This window comes from Xanthomonas citri pv. mangiferaeindicae (assembly GCA_002240395.1).
GTDB lineage: Bacteria > Pseudomonadota > Gammaproteobacteria > Xanthomonadales > Xanthomonadaceae > Luteimonas > Luteimonas citri_A.
Genome location: CP016836.1, coordinates 3027959 through 3050947, shown reverse-complemented (window position 1 = coordinate 3050947; position 22989 = coordinate 3027959). Strand labels below are relative to the sequence as shown.

The 22989-nt window shown below is 66.7% G+C and carries 17 protein-coding genes, 1 tRNA gene and 1 other RNA gene; 9 read left to right on the top strand and 10 right to left on the bottom strand.

Annotated features, from left to right (window positions below; all coding sequences use genetic code 11):
* Positions 1–41 precede the first annotated feature (41 nt).
* Positions 42–1892, bottom strand: a complete 1851-nt coding sequence (locus tag BEN78_13305; GenBank protein ID ASR44199.1) for a hypothetical protein — start codon at positions 1890–1892, stop codon at positions 42–44.
* Between the two features lie 51 nt (positions 1893–1943).
* Here BEN78_13305 and BEN78_13300 point away from each other — a divergent pair, with 51 nt between their 5' ends.
* The 4 genes from BEN78_13300 to BEN78_13285 are packed head-to-tail and all read left to right on the top strand — an operon-like array spanning position 1944 to position 6292.
* Positions 1944–2894: an ATPase gene (locus tag BEN78_13300; GenBank protein ID ASR44198.1), complete on the top strand. Its 951-nt coding sequence runs from the start codon at positions 1944–1946 to the stop codon at positions 2892–2894.
* Between the two features lie 4 nt (positions 2895–2898).
* The gene (locus BEN78_13295) at positions 2899–3852 is read left to right on the top strand and encodes a hypothetical protein (GenBank protein ID ASR44197.1); all 954 of its coding nucleotides are present in this window, start codon (positions 2899–2901) and stop codon (positions 3850–3852) included.
* Positions 3849–5804: a hypothetical protein gene (locus BEN78_13290; protein ID ASR44196.1), complete on the top strand. Its 1956-nt coding sequence runs from the start codon at positions 3849–3851 to the stop codon at positions 5802–5804. The genes BEN78_13295 and BEN78_13290 overlap by 4 nt, the downstream gene beginning before the upstream one ends.
* Complete coding sequence (locus BEN78_13285) at positions 5801–6292, top strand: hypothetical protein (GenBank protein ID ASR44195.1); 492 nt, start codon at positions 5801–5803, stop codon at positions 6290–6292. Before BEN78_13290 ends, BEN78_13285 begins: the two co-directional genes overlap by 4 nt.
* 16 nt (positions 6293–6308) lie before the next feature.
* Here the strand turns inward: BEN78_13285 and BEN78_13280 are convergent, their stop codons facing one another.
* The 4 genes from BEN78_13280 to BEN78_13265 form a co-directional block, all read right to left on the bottom strand.
* Positions 6309–6653 carry a histidine triad nucleotide-binding protein gene (locus tag BEN78_13280; GenBank protein ID ASR44194.1) on the bottom strand — a complete coding sequence of 115 codons (345 nt, stop codon included), beginning with the start codon at positions 6651–6653 and terminating at the stop codon, positions 6309–6311.
* An 86-nt stretch (positions 6654–6739) separates the two neighbouring features.
* On the bottom strand, positions 6740–7339 hold the full coding sequence (locus BEN78_13275; GenBank protein ID ASR44193.1) for a recombination protein RecR: 600 nt from the start codon (positions 7337–7339) through the stop codon (positions 6740–6742).
* 109 nt (positions 7340–7448) lie between these two features.
* Complete coding sequence (locus tag BEN78_13270; GenBank protein ASR45133.1) at positions 7449–7769, bottom strand: nucleoid-associated protein; 321 nt, start codon at positions 7767–7769, stop codon at positions 7449–7451.
* A 2-nt stretch (positions 7770–7771) separates the two neighbouring features.
* Positions 7772–9607, bottom strand: a complete 1836-nt coding sequence (locus tag BEN78_13265; protein ASR44192.1) for a DNA polymerase III subunit gamma/tau — start codon at positions 9605–9607, stop codon at positions 7772–7774.
* Between the two features lie 123 nt (positions 9608–9730).
* On the opposite strand from BEN78_13265, the gene BEN78_13260 reads away from it, so the two are divergent.
* Positions 9731–9823: transfer RNA gene (locus tag BEN78_13260), tRNA-Ser, on the top strand.
* Between the two features lie 187 nt (positions 9824–10010).
* On the opposite strand, the gene BEN78_13255 is transcribed toward BEN78_13260, so the two are convergent.
* Positions 10011–15668, bottom strand: a complete 5658-nt coding sequence (locus tag BEN78_13255; GenBank protein ID ASR44191.1) for a DNA helicase — start codon at positions 15666–15668, stop codon at positions 10011–10013.
* An 87-nt stretch (positions 15669–15755) separates the two neighbouring features.
* Between BEN78_13255 and BEN78_13250 the strand changes: the two genes are divergently transcribed.
* The 3 genes from BEN78_13250 to BEN78_13240 all read left to right on the top strand — a co-directional run bounded on the left by BEN78_13250 (position 15756) and on the right by BEN78_13240 (position 19732).
* Positions 15756–16541 (top strand): hypothetical protein, encoded by a 786-nt coding sequence (locus tag BEN78_13250; protein ID ASR44190.1) that lies wholly within the window; start codon positions 15756–15758, stop codon positions 16539–16541.
* Between the two features lie 1285 nt (positions 16542–17826).
* Positions 17827–18528, top strand: coding sequence for a hypothetical protein (locus BEN78_13245; GenBank protein ID ASR44189.1), 702 nt, complete (start codon positions 17827–17829; stop codon positions 18526–18528).
* A 529-nt stretch (positions 18529–19057) separates the two neighbouring features.
* Positions 19058–19732, top strand: coding sequence for a hypothetical protein (locus BEN78_13240; GenBank protein ASR44188.1), 675 nt, complete (start codon positions 19058–19060; stop codon positions 19730–19732).
* 91 nt (positions 19733–19823) lie between these two features.
* Here the strand turns inward: BEN78_13240 and BEN78_13235 are convergent, their stop codons facing one another.
* Both BEN78_13235 and BEN78_13230 read right to left on the bottom strand, forming a co-directional pair.
* Complete coding sequence (locus tag BEN78_13235; GenBank protein ID ASR44187.1) at positions 19824–20060, bottom strand: hypothetical protein; 237 nt, start codon at positions 20058–20060, stop codon at positions 19824–19826.
* A gap of 538 nt (positions 20061–20598) precedes the next feature.
* Positions 20599–20811 (bottom strand): hypothetical protein, encoded by a 213-nt coding sequence (locus BEN78_13230; GenBank protein ASR44186.1) that lies wholly within the window; start codon positions 20809–20811, stop codon positions 20599–20601.
* A gap of 173 nt (positions 20812–20984) precedes the next feature.
* Between BEN78_13230 and BEN78_13225 the strand changes: the two genes are divergently transcribed.
* Positions 20985–22154: a glutathione-dependent formaldehyde dehydrogenase gene (locus tag BEN78_13225; GenBank protein ID ASR44185.1), complete on the top strand. Its 1170-nt coding sequence runs from the start codon at positions 20985–20987 to the stop codon at positions 22152–22154.
* A gap of 57 nt (positions 22155–22211) precedes the next feature.
* Here the strand turns inward: BEN78_13225 and ffs are convergent.
* Positions 22212–22308: signal recognition particle sRNA small type (ffs, locus tag BEN78_13220), an RNA gene on the bottom strand.
* 95 nt (positions 22309–22403) lie between these two features.
* Positions 22404–22961 (bottom strand): hypothetical protein, encoded by a 558-nt coding sequence (locus tag BEN78_13215; GenBank protein ID ASR44184.1) that lies wholly within the window; start codon positions 22959–22961, stop codon positions 22404–22406.
* Positions 22962–22989 lie beyond the last annotated feature (28 nt).

Below are 22989 nucleotides of genomic sequence, written 5' to 3'. Positions count from 1 at the left end.
GCCTGCCGACTCAAGCCAGCAGGCAGCAGCGGCGCCTGCGATCACTCAGGCGCGGCAACGCGTAGTGGCTGCTCGGCCCAGCGCTCGATCGAGCCGTCGCGGCCGACGATCTCCAGCCCCAGCCAGTACAGGCCCGGCGGCCGATCGCGCAGATCGAGCGTCGCGGTAAAGGCGATGTCCGGCTGCCCAGGATCGCGCGAGCGTCCCTGCAGGAAGCCGCCGACGAACGTGTTGCGCAGCCCATAGTGGGTGGTGGCGACAGGCGCGCCGTCCAACGTCACCACGACCGACTCGACACCGGCCACGTCCTTGATCGCCCAGCCACTCACGTCGACCTGCCCGGCCACGCGGGCGCCCGGCGCCGGCGCATCGATATGGGCCACGGCAGGCGTGATGCAATCAGCGGCCGGCGCAGCGTCGCGATCGAAGCGCAGCAACACGAAGCGCTGTCCCCCGCGATCGACGTTGACCACACGCGTCACCGGCAGGCTGCCCAGCGTTGCGCACAACTGCTGATAGCGCTCGAGCAGCGCGCTGAACTTCACGTCGGTCGCGCCGACCACCACCAGCGCCGGGCGACCATGCAACTGCGCGCGGTCATCGAGTTGCAGCCCCCACAGTTGGAGCTGCGGCGCGCGACCGTGATGGCGGTTGAGCGGGTGATCGAGCACGCGGATGTCCGGATCACCCAGCGCGAAGCCGAGCTCCGCGCCGATCTTGAAGTTGTCGGCGACCAGCACCGTGTCGTCGGGCATCTGCGCCCGCGTCTCGCGCACCGCATCGGCCAGTTGGTCCCAGCCGGCGAAGTTCGATGGATACCACTTCAGCGCCGTGGCACGCTCGCGCACCTGTGGCGAGGACACCGCGACGTAGTAGCCATTGACCAGCAGGAAGCCGGCGACCAGCGTCACCCAGGTCAGCATGCGCAGCCAGCGCGGCCAGCCGACCAGCACGAAGCCGGCCAGCGGCAACAACGCCAGATAGCCCGGCAGCGGCCAATGGAAGCTGACGCGCTCGGTATCGGCGACGAAGCCCAGCGCGAAGAACCCGACGACGATCAACGCGCCGCACAGCGCGAGGAAGCGCGCGGCATCGTCGGGCATGCGGCGCATGCGCCAGGCCGCGAGTGCGAGCACCGCGAACACCAGCGGCGTCACCAACCCCGCCTGGATCACCAGGAATTGCCAGCCATCGAGGTGGAACGCCCACGGGTGACGGTCGACCATCTGGAAGCGCAGCCCAGCCTCGGCGTTGGCCAGATTCCAGGCCAGCAGCGGCCCCCAGGCCGCGGCGCCGAACGCGATCGCGATCCACACCCGAGGGTCCCGCAAGGCCACACGGCCGGACGGCAGCGAGGCCAGCGCGACGATGCCCACGGCGATCACCGCGATGAAGCGGTAATGGCTCAACGCGCCCAGCGCCAGGCCGAGCGCGAGCAACAGCGACGCGCCGTAGGTCACCCCGCGCAGCAGCCGCGTGCCGGCGTCCAGGCACAGCACCGTCGCCAGCGCCAGCACCGCATCGGGCAAGGCCATCACGCCGAGCGAGCCCAGCAGGGGCAGCAACAGCGCCAGGCAACCGGTGGTCCACGCCGCATCGGCGTCGAACTCACGCGCGGTCAGGCGCACCAGCAACCACGGCACCAGCGCCGAGATCGCGACGAACGGCAGGCGCACCGCCAGCAGCCCATCACCGAACAGCTCGGTGCCCAGCCGGATCAACCAGGCGGTCAGCCCCGGCAGATCCGAGTACGCCCAGGCCAGCCGCTGCCCCTCGAGCCAATAGAAGGCCTCGTCGACGAACAGCGGCAAGCGCATCGCGATCGCCAGCTTCAGCGCGACGACCAGCACCCACAGCGCAACGAACACCGTGCGCATTTCGATCCGCCGCATTGCACCCGACCTCGCTACACTCGGAGAAGAACGTCGCAGGGAAGACCGCGCATGCCCGATCCGTCCACGACCCGCGCCATGCTAACCGACGCACAGCGCAACGCTCTGTCGTCGGCGCGCGCCCAGGTCAATCGCCTGGTGCTCGGCAAGGAGACCGCGGTCACCATGACCTTCGTCGCGCTGCTCGCCGACGGCCACCTGCTGATCGAGGACCTGCCGGGCCTGGGCAAGACCACGCTCGCGCATGCGATCGCCGCGACCGTCGGGCTCGGCTTTCAGCGCGTGCAGTTCACCTCCGATCTGTTGCCGTCCGATGTCGTCGGCGTCTCGGTCTACGACGGCGCCGCGCGGCGCTTCGAGTTCCACGGCGGCCCGGTGTTCACGAACGTGCTGCTGGCCGATGAGATCAACCGCGCGCCACCGCGCACGCAGAGCGCGCTGCTCGAGGCGATGGCCGAGCACCAGGTCACCGTCGATGGCACCACGCACGCTCTGCCCGACCCGTTCTTCGTCATCGCCACGCAGAATCCGGTGGACCTGTCGGGCACCTATCCGCTGCCCGACTCGCAACTCGACCGCTTCCTGATGCGGCTCAACCTCGGCTATCCCGACCGCGACGCCGAGCGTGCGCTGCTCGCTGGCGAGGACCGGCGCATCCTGATCGCCGGCACGCTGCCGCAATTGGGGGAAGCCGACCTGCATCAGATGCGCGCAGCCGCCACCGCCGTCCACGCCAGTGCTGCGCTGATCGACTACGTGCAGGCGCTGCTCGCGCGCAGCCGCCACCACCCCGGCGTCCGTGTCGGCCTGTCACCGCGCGCAGGGCTGGCCCTGCTGCGCGCCGCACGCGCGCTGGCCTTGCTGGAAGACCGCACGCACGCGTTGCCCGACGATGTGCAGCGGCTGTTTCCGGTGATCGCCGCGCACCGGCTGGTCGCCGACGACGCCGGCGATGGCGATGCGTTGGCGACCGGCATCCTGCAGGCCGTGCCGGTCGACTGACGCGATGGCAGCCACCGGCCTGCGCCGTCGCCTCGAACGCTGGATGCGCCCGCGTCACGCCGAAGCGCTGCCGGTGCGCATCGACCGTCAGCTCATCTACGTGCTGCCCACCCCGTTCGGCGGCTTCGTCATCGCGCTGCTGGCGACGATGGCGGCCGGGGCGCTGAACTACAACAACAACCCGGCGCTGCTGCTGTGTCTGCTGCTGGGCGGCGCGACGCTGGCCAGCCTGCTGTGGACGCAACTGCAACTCAGCGGCCTGGAGGTGCGCACCGTGCGCGGCGAACCGGTCCCGGCCGGTCGGCCGATGTTGCTGCACGTGCACGTGGACGCCGCGCCAGGGCGCGAGCGCCGCGGCCTGCGGGTCGATTGCGAGGACGCCGTTGCCGCGCCGCTGTCGCTGGACGAGACCGGCGGCGAGGCCACACTGGCACTGCCGACGCAGCGCCGCGGCTGGATGGCCGCGCCGCGCCTCCGCATCTCCAGTACCCGCCCGCTGGGTCTGGCCCGCGCCTGGGCCTGGGTGCGCCCGGATGTCCCGCTGCTGGTGCATCCCACACCCGAGCCGCACGGTCCGCCGCTGCCGCTGGGCGCCGGCGAGGATGCACAGGCGCGCCTGCACCCGGCCGGCGACGACCTGCACCACCTGCGCGACTGGCGCCAGGGCGATGCCCGGCGCGCGATCGCATGGAAATCCTCGGCCCGACGCGACGCCCTGGTCGTGCGCGAGTTCGAGCGGCCGCAGGGGACCGACGTCGTGCTCGACTGGGCGACGCTGGGTGGCCTCGCTCACGAGGCACGCATCGGCCGGCTCGCGCGCTGGGTCGACGCCGCCGAGCGCGACGGCGTGCGCTGGCTGCTGCGCGTGCCCGGCCATCCGCCGCTCGGCCCCGACCGCGGCGCGCACCACCGCCAGGCCTGCCTGCGCGTACTCGCGCTAATGCCCGACCGCCCATGACACGCACTACGGGCCAGCTGCTGGACGACCGCGGACGCCACCGCACGCTGCTGGCCGCGGCGGTGTGCCTGCTGCCGTTGCTGCTGCAGCTTGCGCTACCGGTGGCGATCGTCGTCGCCGCGGTCGGGGTCCTGGTCACGTCGGTCTCCGGCCGCCGCCAGCTGCCGGCCTGGCTGCGCGGCGCCGCCGCCCTCGCTCTGCTCGGGTGGGTGCTCGCCCAGGCCGGCGGCACGGTCGGACGCGAGACCGGATGCGCCCTGCTCGCGGCGATGCTGGCGGTCAAGCCGTCCGAGCTGCGCACGCTGCGCGATGCCCGCAGCCTGCTCGGCTTCGCGCTGTTCGCGCCGTTCGCCACCTTCCTGCTGGATCAGGGCCCGCTGTCGCTGCTGCTGGGCCTGGCCGGCACGCTGCTGGTGGTGGTCGCCCTGCTCGCGCTGTCGGATGCGGAATCGGGCCTGGCGCCGGACAGCGACCGCCGCCGATGGGGCACCGCGCTGCGCCTGATCGCGCTCGGCCTGCCGCTGGCGCTGGCGGTGTTCTGGTTGTTCCCGCGGCTGTCCACGCCGCTGTGGGGCGTGCCGGACCGCGCCTCGGCCACGCCGGGGCTGTCGGACGAGATGGGCACAGGCCAATGGCTCGACCTGCTGGCCGACGACTCACCGGCGCTGCGCGCGGCCTTCACCGGCCCCGAGCCGGCGGTCTCGCAGATGTACTGGCGCGGGCCGACGCTCACCGACTACGACGGCCGGACCTGGACGCGCTCACGCCGGCGGCCACCGCCCACCCCGGACCTGGTCGTCCACGGCACGCCGACCTGGGACTATGAGGTCGTGATCGAACCGACCGGTCGCGACCTGCTGGTCGCGCTGGATCTGCCGACCGCATTGCCCAACGGCGTGCGCGGTACGCGCGACTACACCCTGCGCAGCCCGCGCCGGCTCGACAGCGTCAGCCGCTGGCGCCTGCGCTCGGCGCCGCCGCAACAGTTCGAGGCCGAACTGCCCGCGCTCGCACGCGCCGAGGCCCTGCGCGTGCCGGCCGGCCTGAACCCGCGCACCCGCGCGCTCGCCCGGCAGTGGCGCGCCGACACCCCCGACGACGCGGCGCTGATCGCGCGCGCGCTGGCCTGGATCGAGCGCGATTTCGCCTACACCCTGGACACCCCGCTGCCCGGCCGGCACGCGATCGACGACTTCCTGTTCGACCAGCAGGCCGGCTTCTGCGAGCACTTCAGTTCGGCCTTCACCGTGCTGATGCGCGAGGCCGGGATTCCCGCACGCGTGGTCACCGGCTACGTCGGTGGCCGCCGCAACGCCTACGGCAACTACTGGCTGGTGCGACGTATGGACGCCCACGCCTGGAGCGAAGTCTGGCTCGCCGGCCGCGGCTGGGTGCGGGTCGACCCGACCGCCGCGGTCGCGCCCGAACGCATTTACGACACGCTCGAGGACCGCCTCGCGGCCGGACGCATCGGCGGCGCACGCTTCGCCCCGATCTTCGACCTCGGCGACTGGGCCAGACGCGGCTGGAACGACTTCGTCCTCGGTTTCGATGCCGACCGCCAGCAGACGATGCTGCAACGGCTCGGCCTCGGCGCCCTGGGCGCGAGCGGCCTGGTCGTGCTGCTCACCGTCGTCGCGCTACTGGCGCTGGGCGCAATGGGGTGGCTGATCGCCCGCAGCGAACGCGAGCGCGACCCCGTGCTCCGCGCCTGGCACCAGCTCGGCCGGCGCTATGCCCGCCGGGGCCTTGGCCGCCTGCCGCACGAGCCCGCCTCGGCCTGGGCGGCGCGCATTGCGCCGGCCACCGGCGACGCCGTCGAATTGGCTGCACTCACCCGCCGTTTCGTCGCCGCACGCTACGCTGCCGCCCCGGCCGACCCCACGCTGGCGCGCGACCTGCGCGCGCATCGCCCCACCGCAACGCCCGCTGCGAAGGAGACTTCCCGATGAGCCCCGCCCGTCTGTTGCCCATCAGCGCCCTGGCCCTGCTGCTGGGCGCCTGCGCCTCGCAGCCCAGGCCGCTGCAGGGCGGCTTCGCCGAATCGCCCACGCCGCATGCCGCCGTGCAGGGCGACTACACCGGCACCGCAGTGCGCTGGGGCGGACGCATCGTCCAGGTCGAACCACGACCCGACGCCACGTGTTTCGAGATGATCGCCACCCGGCTCACCGCGACTGGCCGCCCGTACTGGGCCAGCGACGACACCAACGGCCGCTTCATCGCCTGCCGCGCCGGCTTCTACGACCCGGCGGTGTTCGAGAAGAACCGCGAAGTCACCTTCACCGGCCGCATCGCCGGCTATGACACCCGCCGGATCGGCGAGTACGACTACCGCTTCCCGCGCCTCGACGCCGACGTGGTCTACCTGTGGCCGGTACGCGAGACGGTCGACGTGCTGACCCGCCCCGCGCCCTGGCCGTGGTGGGGCTACTGGTAAGCCCGCGCCCACGCGCTTACGCGGGCGTGCCGAACCGCCCAAGCGGCGCGCCGGCGAGCAGGTGCAGATGGATCTGGTACACCGTCTGCCCGCCGTGGTCGTTGCAGTTCATGACGATGCGATAGCCGTCCTTGTCGAACCCCTGCGCCTTCGCATAGCGCGCGGCGGCGAGCGCGAGCCGGCCGATGACTTCCGGCGCGTCCTCGGGCACATCGTTGAGCGTCGCGTAATCCTGCTTGGGCACGAACAGCACATGCACCGGCGCCTGCGGGCCGATGTCGCGGAACGCGATCAGGTGCTCGTCCTCATAGACGATGTCGGCCGGGATCTCGCGGCGGATGATCTTGTGGAAGATGGTCATGAAAGCCGTCACTCGTGATTCGCGATGGCGCAGAGCATACCGCTGTCGCGCCTTCGGCTCAGACCGAACGCAGCCCCGCGCGTGGATTACGAATCGCCGATTTCGCTGCGGCTGCCGAACGCATGCGACAGCGTGCCGCGATCGACGAACTCCAGTTCGCCGCCCAGTGGCAGGCCATGCGCAGGACGGCTGGGCCGCACACCGTGCTGGCGCGCGATCTGCGCCAGGTAATGCGCAGTCGCCTCGCCCTCGACTGTGGGATTGGTGGCGATGATCAACTCGCGCACCTCGCCCTCGGCCAGCCGCGCGGCCAACAGATCCAGGCCCAGCTCGCGCGGGCCGATGCCATCGAGCGGACTCAGCCGGCCCTGCAGCACGAAGTAGAACCCGCGGTAGCCGGTGGCCTGTTCGATCGCCAGCCGGTCAGCCGGCGTCTCGACCGCGCACAGCGTCTGCGCATCGCGCGACGCGCTGGCGCAGGTCGGGCACACCGGCGTCTCGCTGAAGTCGCGGCACCGCGCGCAGTGGCCGATCTTCTCGACCGCCTCGGCCAACGCCGCGGCCAGCCGCGCGCCGCCCTCGCGCCCGCGTTCGAGCACGTGATAGGCCATGCGCTGCGCCGACTTCTGCCCAACCCCGGGCAGTACGCGCAACGCATCGATCAGTTGTTCCAGCAATGCGGACATGCGCGACGAAGGTCAGAAGGAAGGGCCACGATGCGCGTGCCGCAGTGAACCGCGGTGCGCCTCGGCGAACGGAGCGCGCCGAGGCGCCCCGCCCTAGAGACCGCGGGCCTTAGAACGGCAGCTTCATGCCCGGCGGCAGCGGCATGCCGGCGGTGGCGCCCGCCATGCGCGCCTTCGATTCCTCGTCGACCTTGTTCGACGCGTCGTTGAACGCCGCCGCGATCAGGTCTTCGGCCATCTCCGGGTCCGACAGCACCGACGGATCGATGCGCACCTTGCGGCAAGCCTTGGCGCCGGTCAGCGTGACGCTGACCATGCCGCCGCCGGCACTGCCCTCGACCTCGAGGTTGGCCAGCTCTTCCTGCACGCGCTGCATGTTTTCCTGCATCTTCTGGGCCTGCTGCATCAGCTGGCCGATATTTCCACGCATCATCAAAGTCCTTGTTCGTCGTAGGGGCGAATGGAATCCGGCACCACGCGCGCGCCCTGCTGCGACATCAGGCGCTGCACGTCCGGATCGGAGAGGAAATTCTGCTCGGCCGCCGCCTGCAGCGCATCGCGCTGCTGCGCATTGCGCTCGTGCAGCGTCGGCGCGGTGCGCGCGGCCGCGGTCTCGAAGCGGATCTGCGGCGTCGCGCCCAGCGGCCCGGCGAGCGCAGACGCCAACTGGTGGACCATGATCGGCGCCTTCAGGTGCTCGTCGGATTCGGGCAACGCCAGCTTGAGCACATCGCCGTCGAGCGCGACGAAGGCCGCACTGGCCGCCAACTCACGCACCGGGCCGCGCAACGGCAGATCGGCCACGAGGTCCAGCCAGCCGTCGGCATCGAGCGTCATCGACGGCTTGGCCGCCTGCGGCGCCGGTTCGGCGCGCGGCGCGGGAGCCGCAGGCGGCTCGGCACGCGGCGCAGGGCTAGGTTCGGGGACAGGTGCAGCCGGAGCGGCCGGCGGCGCCTTGCGCGGCATGTCGATGCCCTGGCCGGCAGCCGCCATCGGCACCGCATCGACCGGCGCACGCGGCACCGGACGCGCCAGCATTGCGGCCTCCGGCGCCGATGCGGCCGCCCGCGGCGCCGCCGCGGACGCATCGCCCAGCGCGGCCCGCGCCGCAGCCGGCCCGGATGCCCGGCCCTGCCCGGCACCGCCGCCCGTCGGGGCACCGGCATTGCCGCCTTCGGCCGGGCGGAACGCGAACATCCGCAGCACCGTCATCTCGAAGCCCGCACGCGGACTCGGCGCCAAAGCCAGATCACGGCGGCCATTGAGTGCCATCTGGTACCACAGCTGCACGACCTCCGGCCGCACCGACGCGGCCAGCGTATCCAGATCCAGACCATCGGCCTCGATGCCAACCTCGGGCACCAACTGGCGAACCTGGATGCGGTGCAACGCTTCGGACAGCGCATCGAGCACGCCCGACCAGTCCGGCGAGAACTCGGCCAGCGCCGCGACCTCGGCCATCAGCCGCGCGCCATCGGCCTGCGCCAGCGCGGACAACAGGTTGCCCACCCGTGTGCGGTCGACACTGCCGAGCATCGTCGCCACCGCCGCATCGGCGAGCGCACCGCCCTCGCCGCCCGCACCGGTGTAGGCGATCGCCTGGTCGAGCAGCGACAGCCCGTCGCGCAGGCTGCCATCGGCCGCCTTGGAGAGCTGCCGGATCGCCGCCGCATCCGCCGCGATGCCCTCGGCCGCGAGAATCCGGGTCATCTGGCCCTGGATCTGGTCCTCGTCCAGCCGCTTGAGGTTGAACTGCAGGCAGCGCGAGAGCACGGTGACCGGCAGCTTCTGCGGGTCGGTCGTCGCCAACAGGAACTTCACATGCCCCGGCGGCTCCTCGAGCGTCTTGAGCAGCGCATTGAACGCCGACTTCGACAGCATGTGCACTTCGTCGATCAGGTAGACCTTCACCCGGCCGCGCGAGGGCATGTACTGCGCGTTGTCGATGAGCTCGCGCACATCGTCGACGCCGGTGTTGCTGGCCGCGTCGATCTCCAGCAGGTCGATGTAGCGCCCCGCGTCGATCGCCAGGCAGGTCTCGCACTCCCCGCAAGGGTCGGACGAGGTGCCCCGCTCGCAATTCAGACTCTTGGCGAAGATGCGCGCGATCGTCGTCTTGCCGACGCCGCGGGTGCCGGTGAACAGGAAGGCGTGATGGACGCGGCCGGTCTCCAGCGCGTTGGTCAGCGCACGCACGACGTGCTCCTGCCCGACCAGCTCGGCAAACCGCTTCGGACGCCACTTCCGGGCGAGGACGAGATAGGACATGCCGCTATTCTGCCACGGCCGTCCCCCTTCCTTGTGACCGGGCCCCGGCCCAGCTAGAATGGCCGGCCCGCGGCGGTCCAGCCGTCGCAGCGTGCCGCCCCGCGGCCCGCGCGGGACAGATCCGGAGAGGTGTCCGAGTGGTTGAAGGAGCACGCCTGGAAAGTGTGTAAGCGTCTAAACCGCGCTTCGGGGGTTCGAATCCCCCTCTCTCCGCCAGAAATGCAAAGCGCCCCGCAAGGGGCGTTTTGCGTTTCTGGGTGTGCGGGGACTTGATAAGAGCCCCGGCTCGACGGGTTCGCCTGGAGCGAGTACGGACAGCCGAATGAGCTGTCCTTCGTAGTTCTTCGTCCCGAAGGGGGCGCGACGCTTGAATTGAGCTAGTCGAACATTAACGCCGTTCCTCTCAGTGCTTCACAGGACGCTCCACGAGCAACCCATTTCGAAGCTCCAAAACCCCGCCCGCTACAAGCGACTCAGCCCTCTCCACCAGCGCTGCACGCAGTTGCGCGCTTGTTGTTCGGAATCCCAGTCGGCGCGAAACGTGAAGGGCAATCTCGTGCAGCGAAGCGCCCAGGTTGTTACGCACCAATTCCAAGATAGCGATATCCATCTCTATAGGTGGAAGCAACTCGGGGCGTCGCAGGGTGAGCGACTGAACGTCGCTTCGGTCTCGAACCCGGACAGAGCGGCCTGGCCACATAAGGAACTCACCGTCCTGCAGCACCACACCATCCTCGACGGCACACCTGATGCCTTCTTCGACTGCACTCTGTATGCGCCCTCCCGTCCGCTGTAGGCCCCACAGAGACCGTATGCGCACCACGACCTCTGAGCGATGGATGGGGCCCTCAGCACGCACCACTTCCCGAACGAAGTCCGCCATTCGTATTGCCGGGACCGTGTGCAGTTCCTGCTGCGGGTTGGGCACTGAGAAATTGGCTTCCACGTAAGGATCGGTGTCCGGCAACGCATCAGAGCTCACCAGTCCCACCTCAACGAAGTCGTCGTGATCCACGCTCTCGATGTCGATCGGAACAGCTCGCGATCGGGAGGCAGCTTCGACCTCGAATGAATCTGGTTCTAGTTTCGCGGCCTCAATGACCCGCACCAGTGCATCGAGTTCCGCAGCGGGCCGCAGGAACCACTCGGCACTCCACACCCGGTGGACCTGCCAACCCTTGTCGCGGAGCGCCTGCTCCCGCAGACGATCTCGATCGCGCGCGCCCTTCGACCTTCGGTAAGAGTCTCCGTCGCACTCGATGCCGATGACATAGCGTCCTGGCTTCTCCGGGTCCGCGATGGCGATGTCGACGAAGAACCCGGCTACGCCTACGTGCATATGGAGGTCGTAGCCGCGGGCAATGAGCGCCTTGGCAACCTCCTGTTCGAACGTCTTCTTGCGCTCCTCAAGGGCTTCGGTCGCAATGTGGAGGCGTCCCGTGCGGGCGTAGTGCAAGAACAGCTTGAGCGCAGCCGTGCCTTTGCCCTTGCCTCGGGTGAGATCGATGTCTTCGTCGGTGATGGACGAGAAGACCTCGCAACGCGACTTGGCCCGGCTGATGAGCACGTTGAGCCGACGCTCGCCGCCCTCGTTGCTCACCGGCCCGAAATTCATGCTCACTCCGCCCCGCGCATCGCGTCCATACCCGATCGAAATGAAGATGACATCGCGCTCGTCGCCTTGGATGTTTTCCAGGCTTTTGACAAAGAATGGCTCGTGGGCGTGGGCAGTGAAAAAACCTTCGGTCTCGGGATGTTGGCGTCGCAGCAACTCCACTTCATCAAAGATGGCGCGCCGCTGTTGGGTCGAGAACGCCGCAACGCCCAAGGTGAGGTGTGGGGTCGTTTGTGCATGGGCGATGACCGCCATGGCCACCGTCTTCGCTTCACGAGCGTTGGTGCTGGTGCCACCACGGTCGTAAACGGCGTCCGGCAGGTGGTGGAATCGAAGACCGACCCCCGCCTCGCTCGTGTAGGGGCTCGGAACGATCAGCAGCCTGTTCTCGTAAAACTGGCTGTTGGACACCGCGATCAAGGACTGGTGGCGGCTCCGGTAATGCCACTGGAGCATTCGGTCCGGCAACCCACGCGCCAAGCACAGGCCCAGGATGCTCTCGACGTCGGCCGGCGCCGCGGCGTCATCCAGCGGTGCTGAGGAATCGCCCAAGGCTCTTGAGAAGAACCGAGTCGGTGGCAATTGACGCTCGTCGCCCACAATGACCAGTTGCTTGGCACGCGCGATGGCACCTAACGCATCGATCGGCTGAACCTGGCTAGCCTCGTCAATGACCAACAGGTCGAACTCCAGCACACCGGGCGGCAGAAACTGCGCCACCGACAGTGGGCTCATCATGAAGACGGGCTTGAGCGCCTGGATGGCGGGCGCTCCCCGTTCCACGAGCTGCCGAATAGGCAGATGACCCCTCTTCTTCGCCATCTCGCCAAGAAGCACCGCCACCGGTCCCGCCGCCCCGCTTTTCGAAGGGATACGTTCTCTGTGGGATTGCGACACCTGACGTCGAGCCAAGTCGATGCGTCCCCGGTCCAGCTCGCAGAACGACTCGACGAGCTCGGTTTGCTTCTTGCCGTCGAACGTTGCGAGCTCGGGTTCCCTGGCCACCATCGCCGACAGGACCGCCTCGTAATAGGCCAGATCGAACGTCCCTCTGGCCTCGTCGGGTACCAGGGTGCCCGTCGCCAACGCATCGACGAAGTTCCTCAGCCCACGGCGCTTGGCTACCTTTGCTTGGGCGATGTATGCGACCCACTGCGGGAGACCTTCCGGGTCCGCTTCCCACGCCCGAAGCTGGCGTATTGCGGCATCCACAGAGACGTGGGCAGGGTCCGATGCAACCTCATCGTTTCCGGCAAAGCGCAGGGTGGCGAACAATTCGGACAGTTTTCCACCCAGCCTCCCGCTTCTTTCAAGGTGCTGGGTCGCCTGATCCAGCTTTCGCTGAGGGTCGACGATGCGCGACGCCAGCATCCTCAGGCCCGCGTTGGTGATCATCCAGCGAGAGGCTTCTTCGAGCGCAGCGACGTCCGAAGCAAGGCCTCCCCACAGGCCACCAAACGCGGCTGAGCCTTGCGAGTCGATTTGAGTGAGTGCGGCAAGCGCTGCCTGGGTGTCGGTCAGGGTGTTGATGCGCTCCAACGCCTGCGCTGTGGTTAGCGCCTCCGCGTCTTTCAGCGAATCGCAGGCTTGGATGGTCTGCGCGAAGGGCGCTGTGACGTCTGTCAGTCGACGCAGCGGCACCTTCGGAAGCGAAGACTCCTCCCCGCTCCACAGCATCTGTCCTCCGGCCAGCAGCGACTCGTGGACTAGCGAGAGGTGAGCCTGCACTTCAGCAAGCGCAGGCCGCAGCCGAGCCGCCAGTTCGGCTGCCAAGCCACGGTCACCGATCGCGGCGACTTGATCGCGAGCGCCAAGCCCGAGCGGACGCATGCCACGCATCCAAGTTACCACTCCTCTCAAGAACGCCGTATCGGAGCGATCGCGCTCCCAGTTGGCGCCAAACGCTTCCTCGCCCTGAGCATTGCCCTCCTCGACCCGACGAAGTGCCGCCTGTGCGTCGAGGAGCTTGTCCAACGCCGGCAGCAATTGATCGGCCGGGAGCTTGGGGTTGCGGAGCTGCGCACGAACCAGCCGATTTGCGGCCCGCCACTCGCCACTAAAGAAGCGGAAGAAGCTCCCACTGCGGCTGGCGATTTGAAGCCGAGCATCTTCCAGATCAGTCGACCACGCAGACTCGCGAAACACCTCGCTCAGTTCACGGCGAGCCAACTGAACCTGCTGGACCCAGTCGACCAGGTTCTGGACCGAGTCGACCCCTCGATCCCAGATGCGGGCAACCAACGCGTCGCGGTCGATCTGGGGCGCCGAACTCGCGCGCTCCGCGAGTGCGCACATGTGGGCCACGACTTCGAACGTTAGTGGTCTCTGTTCGCCCACCAACTGGGCGAGCCGAGCAAGGTCGGACTCCGTGCCCGAAAGCTTCTGGTGGGCGTCGCGCAGCACCAACACTTCCTTGCCGAGAACAAAGTTGCTAGGAACCTTAGTCAACTCGTGGCTCGTCTGTCCCCAGGTCTGTTCGAGCGCAGACTCAGCTGCCAATTCCAAGCACGCTTGGCGCAGGTCCTGCCCCCGTCGCAAGTCTTCGATAAGGCCTTCTGGGCCAGCGGGGTCCTCCCACGAAGGGTGCGCGAGCGCCTCGGCCCCAAGGGGCGGCGCCGTCAACAGCAACTTGGCTCGGTCGATTGCCGCTTGTGGGGCATCGAGCCGGTCCGAGAACTGCAGGTCCAGCACGTCGGTCAGCTCTGCGGCGCTTTGCCGCCAGTCGTCCAGTTTCCTGGCGAGGTCAGCGATTTCCCGAATCAGGCGATCCCGATCGTTCGGAAGCAGCGTTTCGTTCTCCACCCCCGCCCAGGCGTGCTGGTCTGGGACACCCATGGTGCGCACGCGATCGCAAAGGTCTTGAAGCAGTTTCTGATTTTCGCCCACCCTGTCCCACGCCCACTCCAGCGGCGATTCGAGGCGAATGCGTGCCGTGACGTGGCCCTCTCGGCGCAGTCGAACGAGGTTGCCGAACACCTCGTAGGGCGTCAGCTTCGAAGGAAGCAACTCTTGGTGGAGGCGTTGCGCGTGCGCGTTGAGGGCATCGCGCCGCTCAGTTAGCTGGCGAACGATGGGCCCGCCGTCTTCGGGAGCTAGCGGGTTCAAGTTCCACGTAAGCCGCAGTTCTTCGAGCAGGGCGCGTTTGTTCGCCTTGTTGCTGTGCAGCTCGAGACAGGCCGCGCCGAGGCGAACTTGATCCAGGCGTCGCTTGACGACTTCAAGGGCCGCCAGCTTCTCCGCCAGGAATAGCACGCGCTTCTTCTCGGCGATTGCTCCCGCGATGATGTTAGCGATGGTCTGGGACTTGCCGGTGCCCGGCGGCCCTTGAACAACGATGCTCCGCCCCTTGAGCACGTCGTGGACGACGAGGGACTGGGAACTGTCGCTGTCGACGACGTGGCGCATCCGCTCCGGGCTGACCGTCGCGTCAATGTCCTCGTCGTTCGTTGAAATAGCCGCGCCGGGGAAGCCGTCCGATACAACGCCTCGAAGCGTGGGGATGGCCTCCAAACCGCCAAACTGCTCCCAGCTAGCAGGATCCAAGTCCCGATACATCATGAATTTGGCGAACGAGAAGAGGCCCAGAACAGCGTCGTCCGGAACCACCGCCCAATCCGGCTTGCCCTCGATCAGCGCGGCAACCTTTGCCAGGTAGTCATCGATATCGAGGCTCTCGAACTCCTCGATCTCGGGAAGCTTCATCTCGAACTGGCGTTGCAAGAAGAGCTGGAGCGAGAGGTTGGCGACGATCTCGTCACCCTGCCAACGCAGGTGGAACTTTTCGCCCGCGTTGCTGCGCTCTAAGGCGACGGGCACCAGCACGAGCGGCGCATACCGGTCGATCTTAGGCGTGGTCGGCGCTCGCCATTTCAAGTAGCCGATGCCGAGGTAGAGCACGTTGATGCCCTGCTCTTCCTGAAGCGTCCGGGCGTCGACGTAGAGGTCCAGAAGGCGCTTCTGGAGCCCTGTCGGCGTCAAGCGCGTCATCAGCTGAGCATCCCAGTGACTCAGTTGGCGCCCTTGCTCGTCCAGTTCGAGATTCGGCTGCGCCAGCAGCTCGGGGTCGTCCGGCTCTTCTTCGAGCAGTGCGTGGTCGGCTTCTGCGTCGACGGCACTGGCCTCAGCCAGACCGGCTTGGCCCGGCCCGCCGCCTTCCTCCCCTACCGTTTCGTCTGCAGCCGTCTTAGGGTCGGCCCTGCCGGCGACGAAGGTGAAGCGCTTTCCGTCGATGACGAGCGTCTGATACATCGCTCGCGCAAGCTCGTTGACTACCTCCACGGTCTTGGCATGCCCGGACCGGGGGACGCTCAGCAGCCGGTTGCGGGTCGACAGATCCAATAACTCCAGGCGGGCTCGATTGACCTTATCGATCAGCGAGCCGCGCTCCCGGAGCACAGACCCGCTCTCCGGCGCATCGACCGTCCCTTCTTCCACCGAGCTTTCCATGCCTTCCCCCTGTGGCCCGCATCTGGGGCGCCAACGCTATAGTGCCGCCATCTGGGTCGGCCTTCCAGCCGGCGAGAGAGGGGCTCCATGGACGGCCTGCGTCCGAGTGAAATCCACTGGATCGTCAACCATTACATCGGGGTATCCGGCGGCTACCTGGGCGATTTCAGCTACGCGTCCCACCGGGAGTTCTACGCTGCCTACTGCGATCTGAAAATTGATCCGGAGGACTACCCGGGCACGACGCGTCAGCGCTTCTTGGCCGTGCTGTCGTCCGCAGACCCTCGGTGCCAGGCGGCGATCGTCCGAGGGGTCGCTAGGCGCTTTCCTCATGGGTCAGAGGTCCAGCGAAGCCAGGAAGCGCACGCCAAGCTGTTAGCAATAGCCAATCGCTGCGGCCAAGTCGCTGCCGTGGAGCCGACCTCCCCGAAGGTAGCCAGCGAGCTTGTGCGTCAAGCATTGGCAGACGCGCAATCATTGCTGGAGGCGCAGGGACCTACGAGCGCCCTGGATCGCGTCCACACCGCTCTTCATGGCTACCTGAAAGCGGTATGCCGGTCGGCGGGATTGGATCTGACTGTCTTGCCAGCAGACGCTGGAATTACCCAAATCTTCAAGTTGATGCGCGAGCGACATCCAGCGTTACGCAACCTGGGCGTTCAAGACGAGGCGATGCGCAAGGTCATCTTCTCGATCGGAAACATCTTCGACGCGCTGAATCCGCTTCGAAATCGGGGGAGCCTGGCACATGCCAACGATCAACTACTCCATCGTGATGAGGCACTGCTTGTGGTCAACCTAACGCGCAGCATCATTCAATACCTGGACGCGAAGGTGACCGGATTACCTTCCACTGCTGAGGAAGTTGCCTGATGGAAAACCCGGTTGGTGCAACCGATGCATCCGTCGCTGTTCTTGTCGACTGCGACAATGTGCCACCCGAAATCGTAGAGCACGCGCTCTTGATGGGTGCTCAGTTCGGGCGCGTCGTTCTCCGTCGGGGCTACGGGAACAGCGGAACCTTGGCGCACAGATGGCAGGAAGTATTAGTGAGGCAGGCCTTCACTCCCTGCCTGCAGTATCAATACGCTTCCGGGAAGAATACGTCTGACCTGGCCTTGGCTCTGGACGCTCTTGAAGCGCTCTTCGACAAGCGAGCCGATGTGTTCTGCATCGTGACGAGCGACTCAGACTTCGCCTACTTGTGTCGCAAACTGAGAGAGCGCGGCGCTGCGGTATGCATCATCGGCGAGCCAAAAACACCCGACGCACTGCGTAACGCTTGCGACCAGTTCTTCGAATGGTCTCGCCCCACGTCCGGAGAGCCTGTTACGCCCACAGTCGAGCCCAAACATTCAACTGATGCCACGCCTTCGCCGGATGAGCCGCCGAAGCCGCTCCCGAAACGCCGTCCGCGTTTCGTGGTTGAAGCCGTCGCCCTTCTTGCGGATGACACCTATGAAGGCGAGGTTCGCCTTAGCGCGTTGGGGGCCTATCTCAAACGCGCTGATCCCGCCTTCTCGCCCAACGCACACGGCCATTCAGGCTTGCTGAGCATGATCAAGACTTACGATCTCTTGAGCGTTCGGCAGGATGGACAGCATTGGTGGGTAAGGCTTGCGGACCCTGTTTCGAAGGACGATAGCCAGCCTTAGTGAGGCATAGCTGTTAGGCACTTCACCATCGATCTGCCTTCGCTCAAGCGCGCTCAGCCTTGAACCCCCATTTCCTGATTGAAGATCAATACAATGGCGGGACACACCTCCAGGACACCTCCTGGTTTGCGTCTTGCTAGGAAAGTCAGGGACTTAGGTCGACACCGATCCGATCCCCTCTCTCCGCCAGATCGATCGAAGAACCCCGCTCATTGCGGGGTTTTTCGTTTCTGACGCCAAACATCCCCATCCACCTACCCATCCAGCGTCACTGAGTCTGACGCAGCCTGTTTTGGCGATCACAGCGCACTATCTTGCCCGCGGTTCCATTGCTCTGCAGCCGGAAGTCGATACCGACACGAAGGAGCGCGGTGCCGACAAGGGGCATCCAACCGGACTCGTTACTGACTCGATGGCGAGTCTGTACGATCACGACATTCCCATAACCGAGCGTGCAAATGACTGAGCCATTATACAGCGGGCGACCAACGCTCTCTTCGGCGATGGTCGCTCTTGTCGCCTCGGCGACCCTGGCGTACGGCTACATGATCGGAGGGCTCTACCTGATTGTTTATTGGGGTCGGTTCGGGCTGAGGCCGTTCCAGCATGGCGGCGCTGCTGACATGCTCCCAGCTGGAGTTGCCGCAATGGCAGTGACGCTCGTAGGCGTTTTCTCGGGTGCATGGGTGGGCACCCTGATAGGAAAAGGTCTCGCACACGAGAGGGTTCCGCGTTGGGTACCAATCGCGGTGCTGATCGTGATAGCCCTAGGGTTTGTATCGTTTCTGATTTGGGGGCCAGCCCAGCGTTTCTGGGTAATCGCGGGGATCGCGTTGGTTTTCGCGCTGGTAGCAATGATCAAGCGAACCATTGCACTGCCGGAGAAGCTTCGTGCTCATGATGCCGCGATGGGCATTGCCGTCGTGTTGGTCTATGCCCCCATGGTGGCCGCGTACATCGCCCACCTCGATGCCGACCGCGTGGTTTCCCTAGATAAGGGAACAGTCGTCGACTTGAAGCTGAGTGCTCTGGAATTGGCACCAGGCCTCACTAAGTACGCGGGCCGGCTTCAGGGCGAAACTGTGGTCTACCAACCGTGCACGCAAATGACGTGGATTGTCCCGGCTTCAGCACACAGCTCGCTCGCTCTGCGACGTGGCGACGTATCGGACAGTCAATGTGAGACCGAGAAGCAAGCGAAATAAGCTGGGGATCAATTAGGAACGGGTGATGGGCGCCTCTCCCCTTGATTCTGCGGCGCGCCAGTGAGGCGTCGAACCTGTAACGCTCGCACAGTTCCGGGTGGGCGTGCTCCGGCGACGTTCCCCCGACGCCCCCCCCAGTTGAGTAGCGCGCCGCGTCGGAGTCCAACCCGACCGAGCTTGTTCCGCTGCGCCAATTCTGCGCATCGGCGCGAGCGCAGGTTTTCTTCTCACCGTCCAGACTTCTTCGTCAGTGCTCCATATCGCTTGACAACCGCGAATTCCGCTAGCAATATCAACCCCGGAGCGTAGAAACTCCTCAGACAGCGGTGCCCACCTCCGACAACCTGGTGGGTTTTTTGTGTCCGGCACTTTGCGGACACAACCGACGCGATGCCTGCGTCGGGAGGGCGGCTAATACAACACCCTTCGGGGAAATACGCCCGCCGTCTGTCTGCGGTTTCTAACCTCCCGACTTCCCGTCCGCCATTCGGTGGGCGGGTCACTTCGATGGAATGAAGGAGGCAACATCATGTCGAACCGCGAATCGAACGACGACAACGACACCCTACGGGCTGGCTATTTCCTGCCGGAAGACGACAGGACGCGGCTGACGAAGCTGCGCGACCACATGGAATTCCTGTCGCGCCTGGCGGAGCCGCGCACCTACGACGAGGAGCAGGACGATCCGCCCGAAGTCAGTCACGGCGAACTGGCCACATGCCTCGCCATGCTGGCCGAGCAGGCGGAACTGGTGCTGGAGGCGATGGCATGGCGGCCGTCGCCGAGCGCGCGGCCTGAGAGGCGGGCAGCCGCCGAAGCAGACGACCCGACGATTGACGCCGACGAGACGCCACACGCGAGGCAGGAGACAGCGGCCGCACAGCCGACGCCGGCAGCCAGCGTGCCGGATGGCTACGTCTTTGGCGTCACGATGGACCAGGCCGACGCGCTCGACCGGCTGGTCCAGATGCTGATGGCGCACGGCGATGTCATCGCATCCGGGCATGAAGACGACCTTGCGGATGACACCGTGCCGGCCCTGGGGCTGGCGATCTCGGAAGGTGCGGATGCAGTGCGAGAGATCCTGGATCAGGTGCAGGAACAGTTGATCCAACCTGCAACGACATCGCGTTGCAGCGTACGTGAGGAACGGGCGGCGTATGGCCCGGTACCGAAGCAGGTCACGCGTCTTTCGCTGCACTAGCTGAGTAAGGGTGGCGGGCTCGCTGGCGGCAATACTCAGCGATTGCCGACCGGCGTGCCCGCCCTCCCAGGATGCGAGCGAAGCCAGATCCCTACTCTTCAATACTGAATTGCGGGGCCGGCATAACTCGTTCCGGCTGCTCCTCTTGACTCGCATCCTTCTCTGGCGGAGGCGCATGCATCGTGAAGTGCTCTGCCACCACGAACGCCGGCGGCTGTATCGGCGGCGGCTCCAGGGTGGCCGACGTTTGAAGCACCATGCTGAGCATGCTCTGCAGCGCGGCCTTGTCGATCGATTCATTCATCGCCATTTGGCAGATGTAGAACAAGCCAAACGATAGGAAGGTCGTCCGCTCTGTCGCAACAAGTGCCGATGTCGCATCCGATCTGAAGTCGCCTGCGCCACCGCCGCCTGCGTTGACCTCCCCCGGCACATTGATAGTCCCCGCGCCGCCCCCAGACGTACCAAGGTTGACCAGTCGCGTCGGCAACTGCATGCACGCCTTGTCACCCAATACGACTGCGGCGGCTTTATCAGGACTCCAAGTCGTGACTGTGCCGATCGTCCATTCATTCTTGCCATAACCCCGAACGATCGGCTCGCTTTTAAGGGTCGAGCATCCCGCACTCGCTATCGCAACAACAACCACAGCCGTGATCGCTTTCATGTTGCCCCCTGACCGGCAGCGTCATGCCACCGCTGAGGCGTTTTACCACAGCCGGATCCGGCGTTTTGGCGGTTCTGCGGGGCCACTTTTGCAAAACCGTCTTGCCCCTGAAATCAGGCTTCTCGCGCTACTAGACACCTCCGCCCTCAATCCCCCCGCCCCGAACGCCCCTCCCTGGGCGTTCGATCGAGCTTGGCGCTTACTCTTCTTCTTCACTCTGTCCCGGCTGGCCGGGCTCGCGCTGGTTGTCGTCCTGACGCTGCTCGCGGCCACCCTGCTGCGGGTTCTGATTCTGGCCTTCGCGCTGGTTCTGATTGTTCGGACTCATGGTCGTCTCCTTGCGGCGGACATTCGCCACAGTCGCGACGCTGCGCCGCCGGGTGTTATCCGGGTGCGAGGGCGCCGCATTCATCGGCTGCGGGTTTTGCCGGCTTTATGAACCAGCGTGAGCGCGCGAAGCACAGTCGTCCGAGGCTACGGACAAGGGTGGCGATCTTGCCGACTACGCCGCGCACACGCCTGACCCGCTCACACCGCATTGCGGCCGTGCTTGGTTGCATCCGGGCTTTGCCCCAAGGAGATGCAATGAAAGCCCTGACCTATCACGGCACGCGGGATGTTCGGGTCGAGACGGTGCCCGACCCCGCCCTGCGCGAGCGCGACGACATCCTGCTGCGCGTCACTGCGACGGCGATCTGCGGCTCGGACCTGCATCTGTATCGCGGCAAGATCCCTGAAATCCACGACGGCGACGTCCTGGGCCATGAGTTCATGGGCGTGGTCGAGGACGTCGGCGCCGATGTGACCTCGGTGCGCAAGGGCGATCGGGTGGTGATCCCGTTCGTCATCGCCTGCGGCGACTGTTTCCATTGCCGGCTATCGGAGTTCGCGTCCTGCGAGACCACCAATACCGGTCAGGGCGCGTCGCTCAACCGCAAGGGCATCCGGCCGCCGGCGGCGCTGTTCGGCTACAGCCATCTGTATGGCGGCATCTCCGGCGGCCAGGCGGAGTTCGTGCGCGTGCCCAAGGCCAATGTCGGCCCGCTGGTGGTGCCGGAGGTGCTCAGCGACGAGCAGGTGCTGTTCCTGTCGGACATCCTGCCCACCGGCTACCAGGCAGTGATCGATGCCAAGGTCACCAAGGGGTCGACGGTCGCGATCTTCGGCGCCGGCCCGGTCGGGTTGATGGCGGCCGCATGCTGCCGGATGCTGGGCGCCGAGCGCATCTTCATGGTCGATCGTTATCAGTATCGGCTCGACTTCGCGCAGGCGACCTACGGCGTCATCCCGCTGAACTTCGAGGAGATCGACGATCCGGCCGATGTGATCGTCTCGCAGACCGAGGGGCGCGGTGTGGATGCGTCGATCGATGCGGTCGGTTTCGAGGCCAAGGGCAGCAAGGCCGACACTGTGCTGACCGGGCTCAAGCTCGAGACCAGCAGCGGGGCTGCGATCCGGCAGTGCATCGCAGCGACGCGGCGCGCGGGCACGGTCAGCATTCCGGGCGTGTATGCGGGCTTCATCCACGCGTTCATGCTGGGCGATGCGTTTGACAAGGGGCTGACCTTCAAGATGGGCCAGACCGATGTGCAGCGCTACATGCCCGAACTGCTGACGCGCATCGGCAATGGCGACCTGCAGCCAGACGTCATCATCTCGCACCGGATGAAGCTCGAAGACGCGGCGCGCGGGTACGAGATTTTCGACGGCAAGGACGAACGCGATGCCTGCCGCAAGGTGGTGCTGACGCCTTGAGCCGGCTGTGGCGCCGGTCCGCCGGCGCCGCGATGCGTAGCCCTGGACAAGGCGATGGCCCCGCCGACTGACCTCGGCGCCCGCATCGACCGATACCGTTGCTGCCTTCCGGCCCTGGCGGGATTTTCGATCTAGCGTCGCGAGGGGCCGACGGGGCCACCATGGAGACACGCGCCGGCCGAGCCGGCCCCGCAGCAGCGGGACGGGGATTCTAGCAGGGCAGGCGCGCTTGCGCCTATCGGCTGTGCGTCATTCGCTGCGCTCGACCACCGGCACGCCGTCGTGCTGGCGGAATCGGATTGCGTACGAGAGCCGGACCGGGGTCAGCGTTTCGGTCACGCCCGGCGCGGCGCAGGGGTCATCGCCATCGAAGCTGTCCGGCGCGGTGCACAGCGCCGCCGGCCAGTACGTCCAGGCGCGGATGGCGGCCAGCGTGGGCGTCACGAATGCGGCGCGATCGGGCACGCCGTCCGGTGTCGCGCAGCGCGCATCCGGGCGCTCGGCCGCGGCGACGACCTGCCCGTCCGTGCCGACGACGACATCCACGCAGATTTCGATCGGCGACAGGCGCAGCGGGAGCAGGTCTGCCGGATAGTCGGGCAAGGCGGCGGGTTGTTCGAGCGTGGGGTAGACGAAGCGCTGGTGGCGGGCGAGCGCCATGCGGTTGCTGTCGCCGTCGGGTGCCAGCAATGCCGCACCGACTTCGCCGTGCGCAGCCGGCGCGGGTAGCGGTTCCGGCGGGACAGGTGCGCTGGCACACGCGGCCAGCAGCACCGCGAGGATGCCGGCCGACACAGCGCGACTCATCGCGGCGCCCCGCCCTCCCCGGCTCGGG

What these genes read in the sequence shown, in the direction of transcription:
- BEN78_13255 (ASR44191.1), bottom strand. Translation starts at nt 15,668, where the DNA reads ATGGAAAGCTCGGTGGAAGAAGGGACGGTCGATGCGCCGGAGAGCGGG.
- BEN78_13285 (ASR44195.1), top strand. Translation starts at nt 5,801, where the DNA reads ATGAGCCCCGCCCGTCTGTTGCCCATCAGCGCCCTGGCCCTGCTGCTG.
- BEN78_13300 (ASR44198.1), top strand. Translation starts at nt 1,944, where the DNA reads ATGCCCGATCCGTCCACGACCCGCGCCATGCTAACCGACGCACAGCGC.
- BEN78_13295 (ASR44197.1), top strand. Translation starts at nt 2,899, where the DNA reads ATGGCAGCCACCGGCCTGCGCCGTCGCCTCGAACGCTGGATGCGCCCG.
- BEN78_13290 (ASR44196.1), top strand. Translation starts at nt 3,849, where the DNA reads ATGACACGCACTACGGGCCAGCTGCTGGACGACCGCGGACGCCACCGC.
- BEN78_13265 (ASR44192.1), bottom strand. Translation starts at nt 9,607, where the DNA reads ATGTCCTATCTCGTCCTCGCCCGGAAGTGGCGTCCGAAGCGGTTTGCC.
- BEN78_13270 (ASR45133.1), bottom strand. Translation starts at nt 7,769, where the DNA reads ATGCGTGGAAATATCGGCCAGCTGATGCAGCAGGCCCAGAAGATGCAG.
- BEN78_13230 (ASR44186.1), bottom strand. Translation starts at nt 20,811, where the DNA reads ATGAATGCGGCGCCCTCGCACCCGGATAACACCCGGCGGCGCAGCGTC.
- BEN78_13240 (ASR44188.1), top strand. Translation starts at nt 19,058, where the DNA reads ATGTCGAACCGCGAATCGAACGACGACAACGACACCCTACGGGCTGGC.
- BEN78_13250 (ASR44190.1), top strand. Translation starts at nt 15,756, where the DNA reads ATGGACGGCCTGCGTCCGAGTGAAATCCACTGGATCGTCAACCATTAC.
- BEN78_13305 (ASR44199.1), bottom strand. Translation starts at nt 1,892, where the DNA reads ATGCGGCGGATCGAAATGCGCACGGTGTTCGTTGCGCTGTGGGTGCTG.
- BEN78_13245 (ASR44189.1), top strand. Translation starts at nt 17,827, where the DNA reads ATGGTCGCTCTTGTCGCCTCGGCGACCCTGGCGTACGGCTACATGATC.
- BEN78_13275 (ASR44193.1), bottom strand. Translation starts at nt 7,339, where the DNA reads ATGTCCGCATTGCTGGAACAACTGATCGATGCGTTGCGCGTACTGCCC.
- BEN78_13225 (ASR44185.1), top strand. Translation starts at nt 20,985, where the DNA reads ATGAAAGCCCTGACCTATCACGGCACGCGGGATGTTCGGGTCGAGACG.
- BEN78_13215 (ASR44184.1), bottom strand. Translation starts at nt 22,961, where the DNA reads ATGAGTCGCGCTGTGTCGGCCGGCATCCTCGCGGTGCTGCTGGCCGCG.
- BEN78_13280 (ASR44194.1), bottom strand. Translation starts at nt 6,653, where the DNA reads ATGACCATCTTCCACAAGATCATCCGCCGCGAGATCCCGGCCGACATC.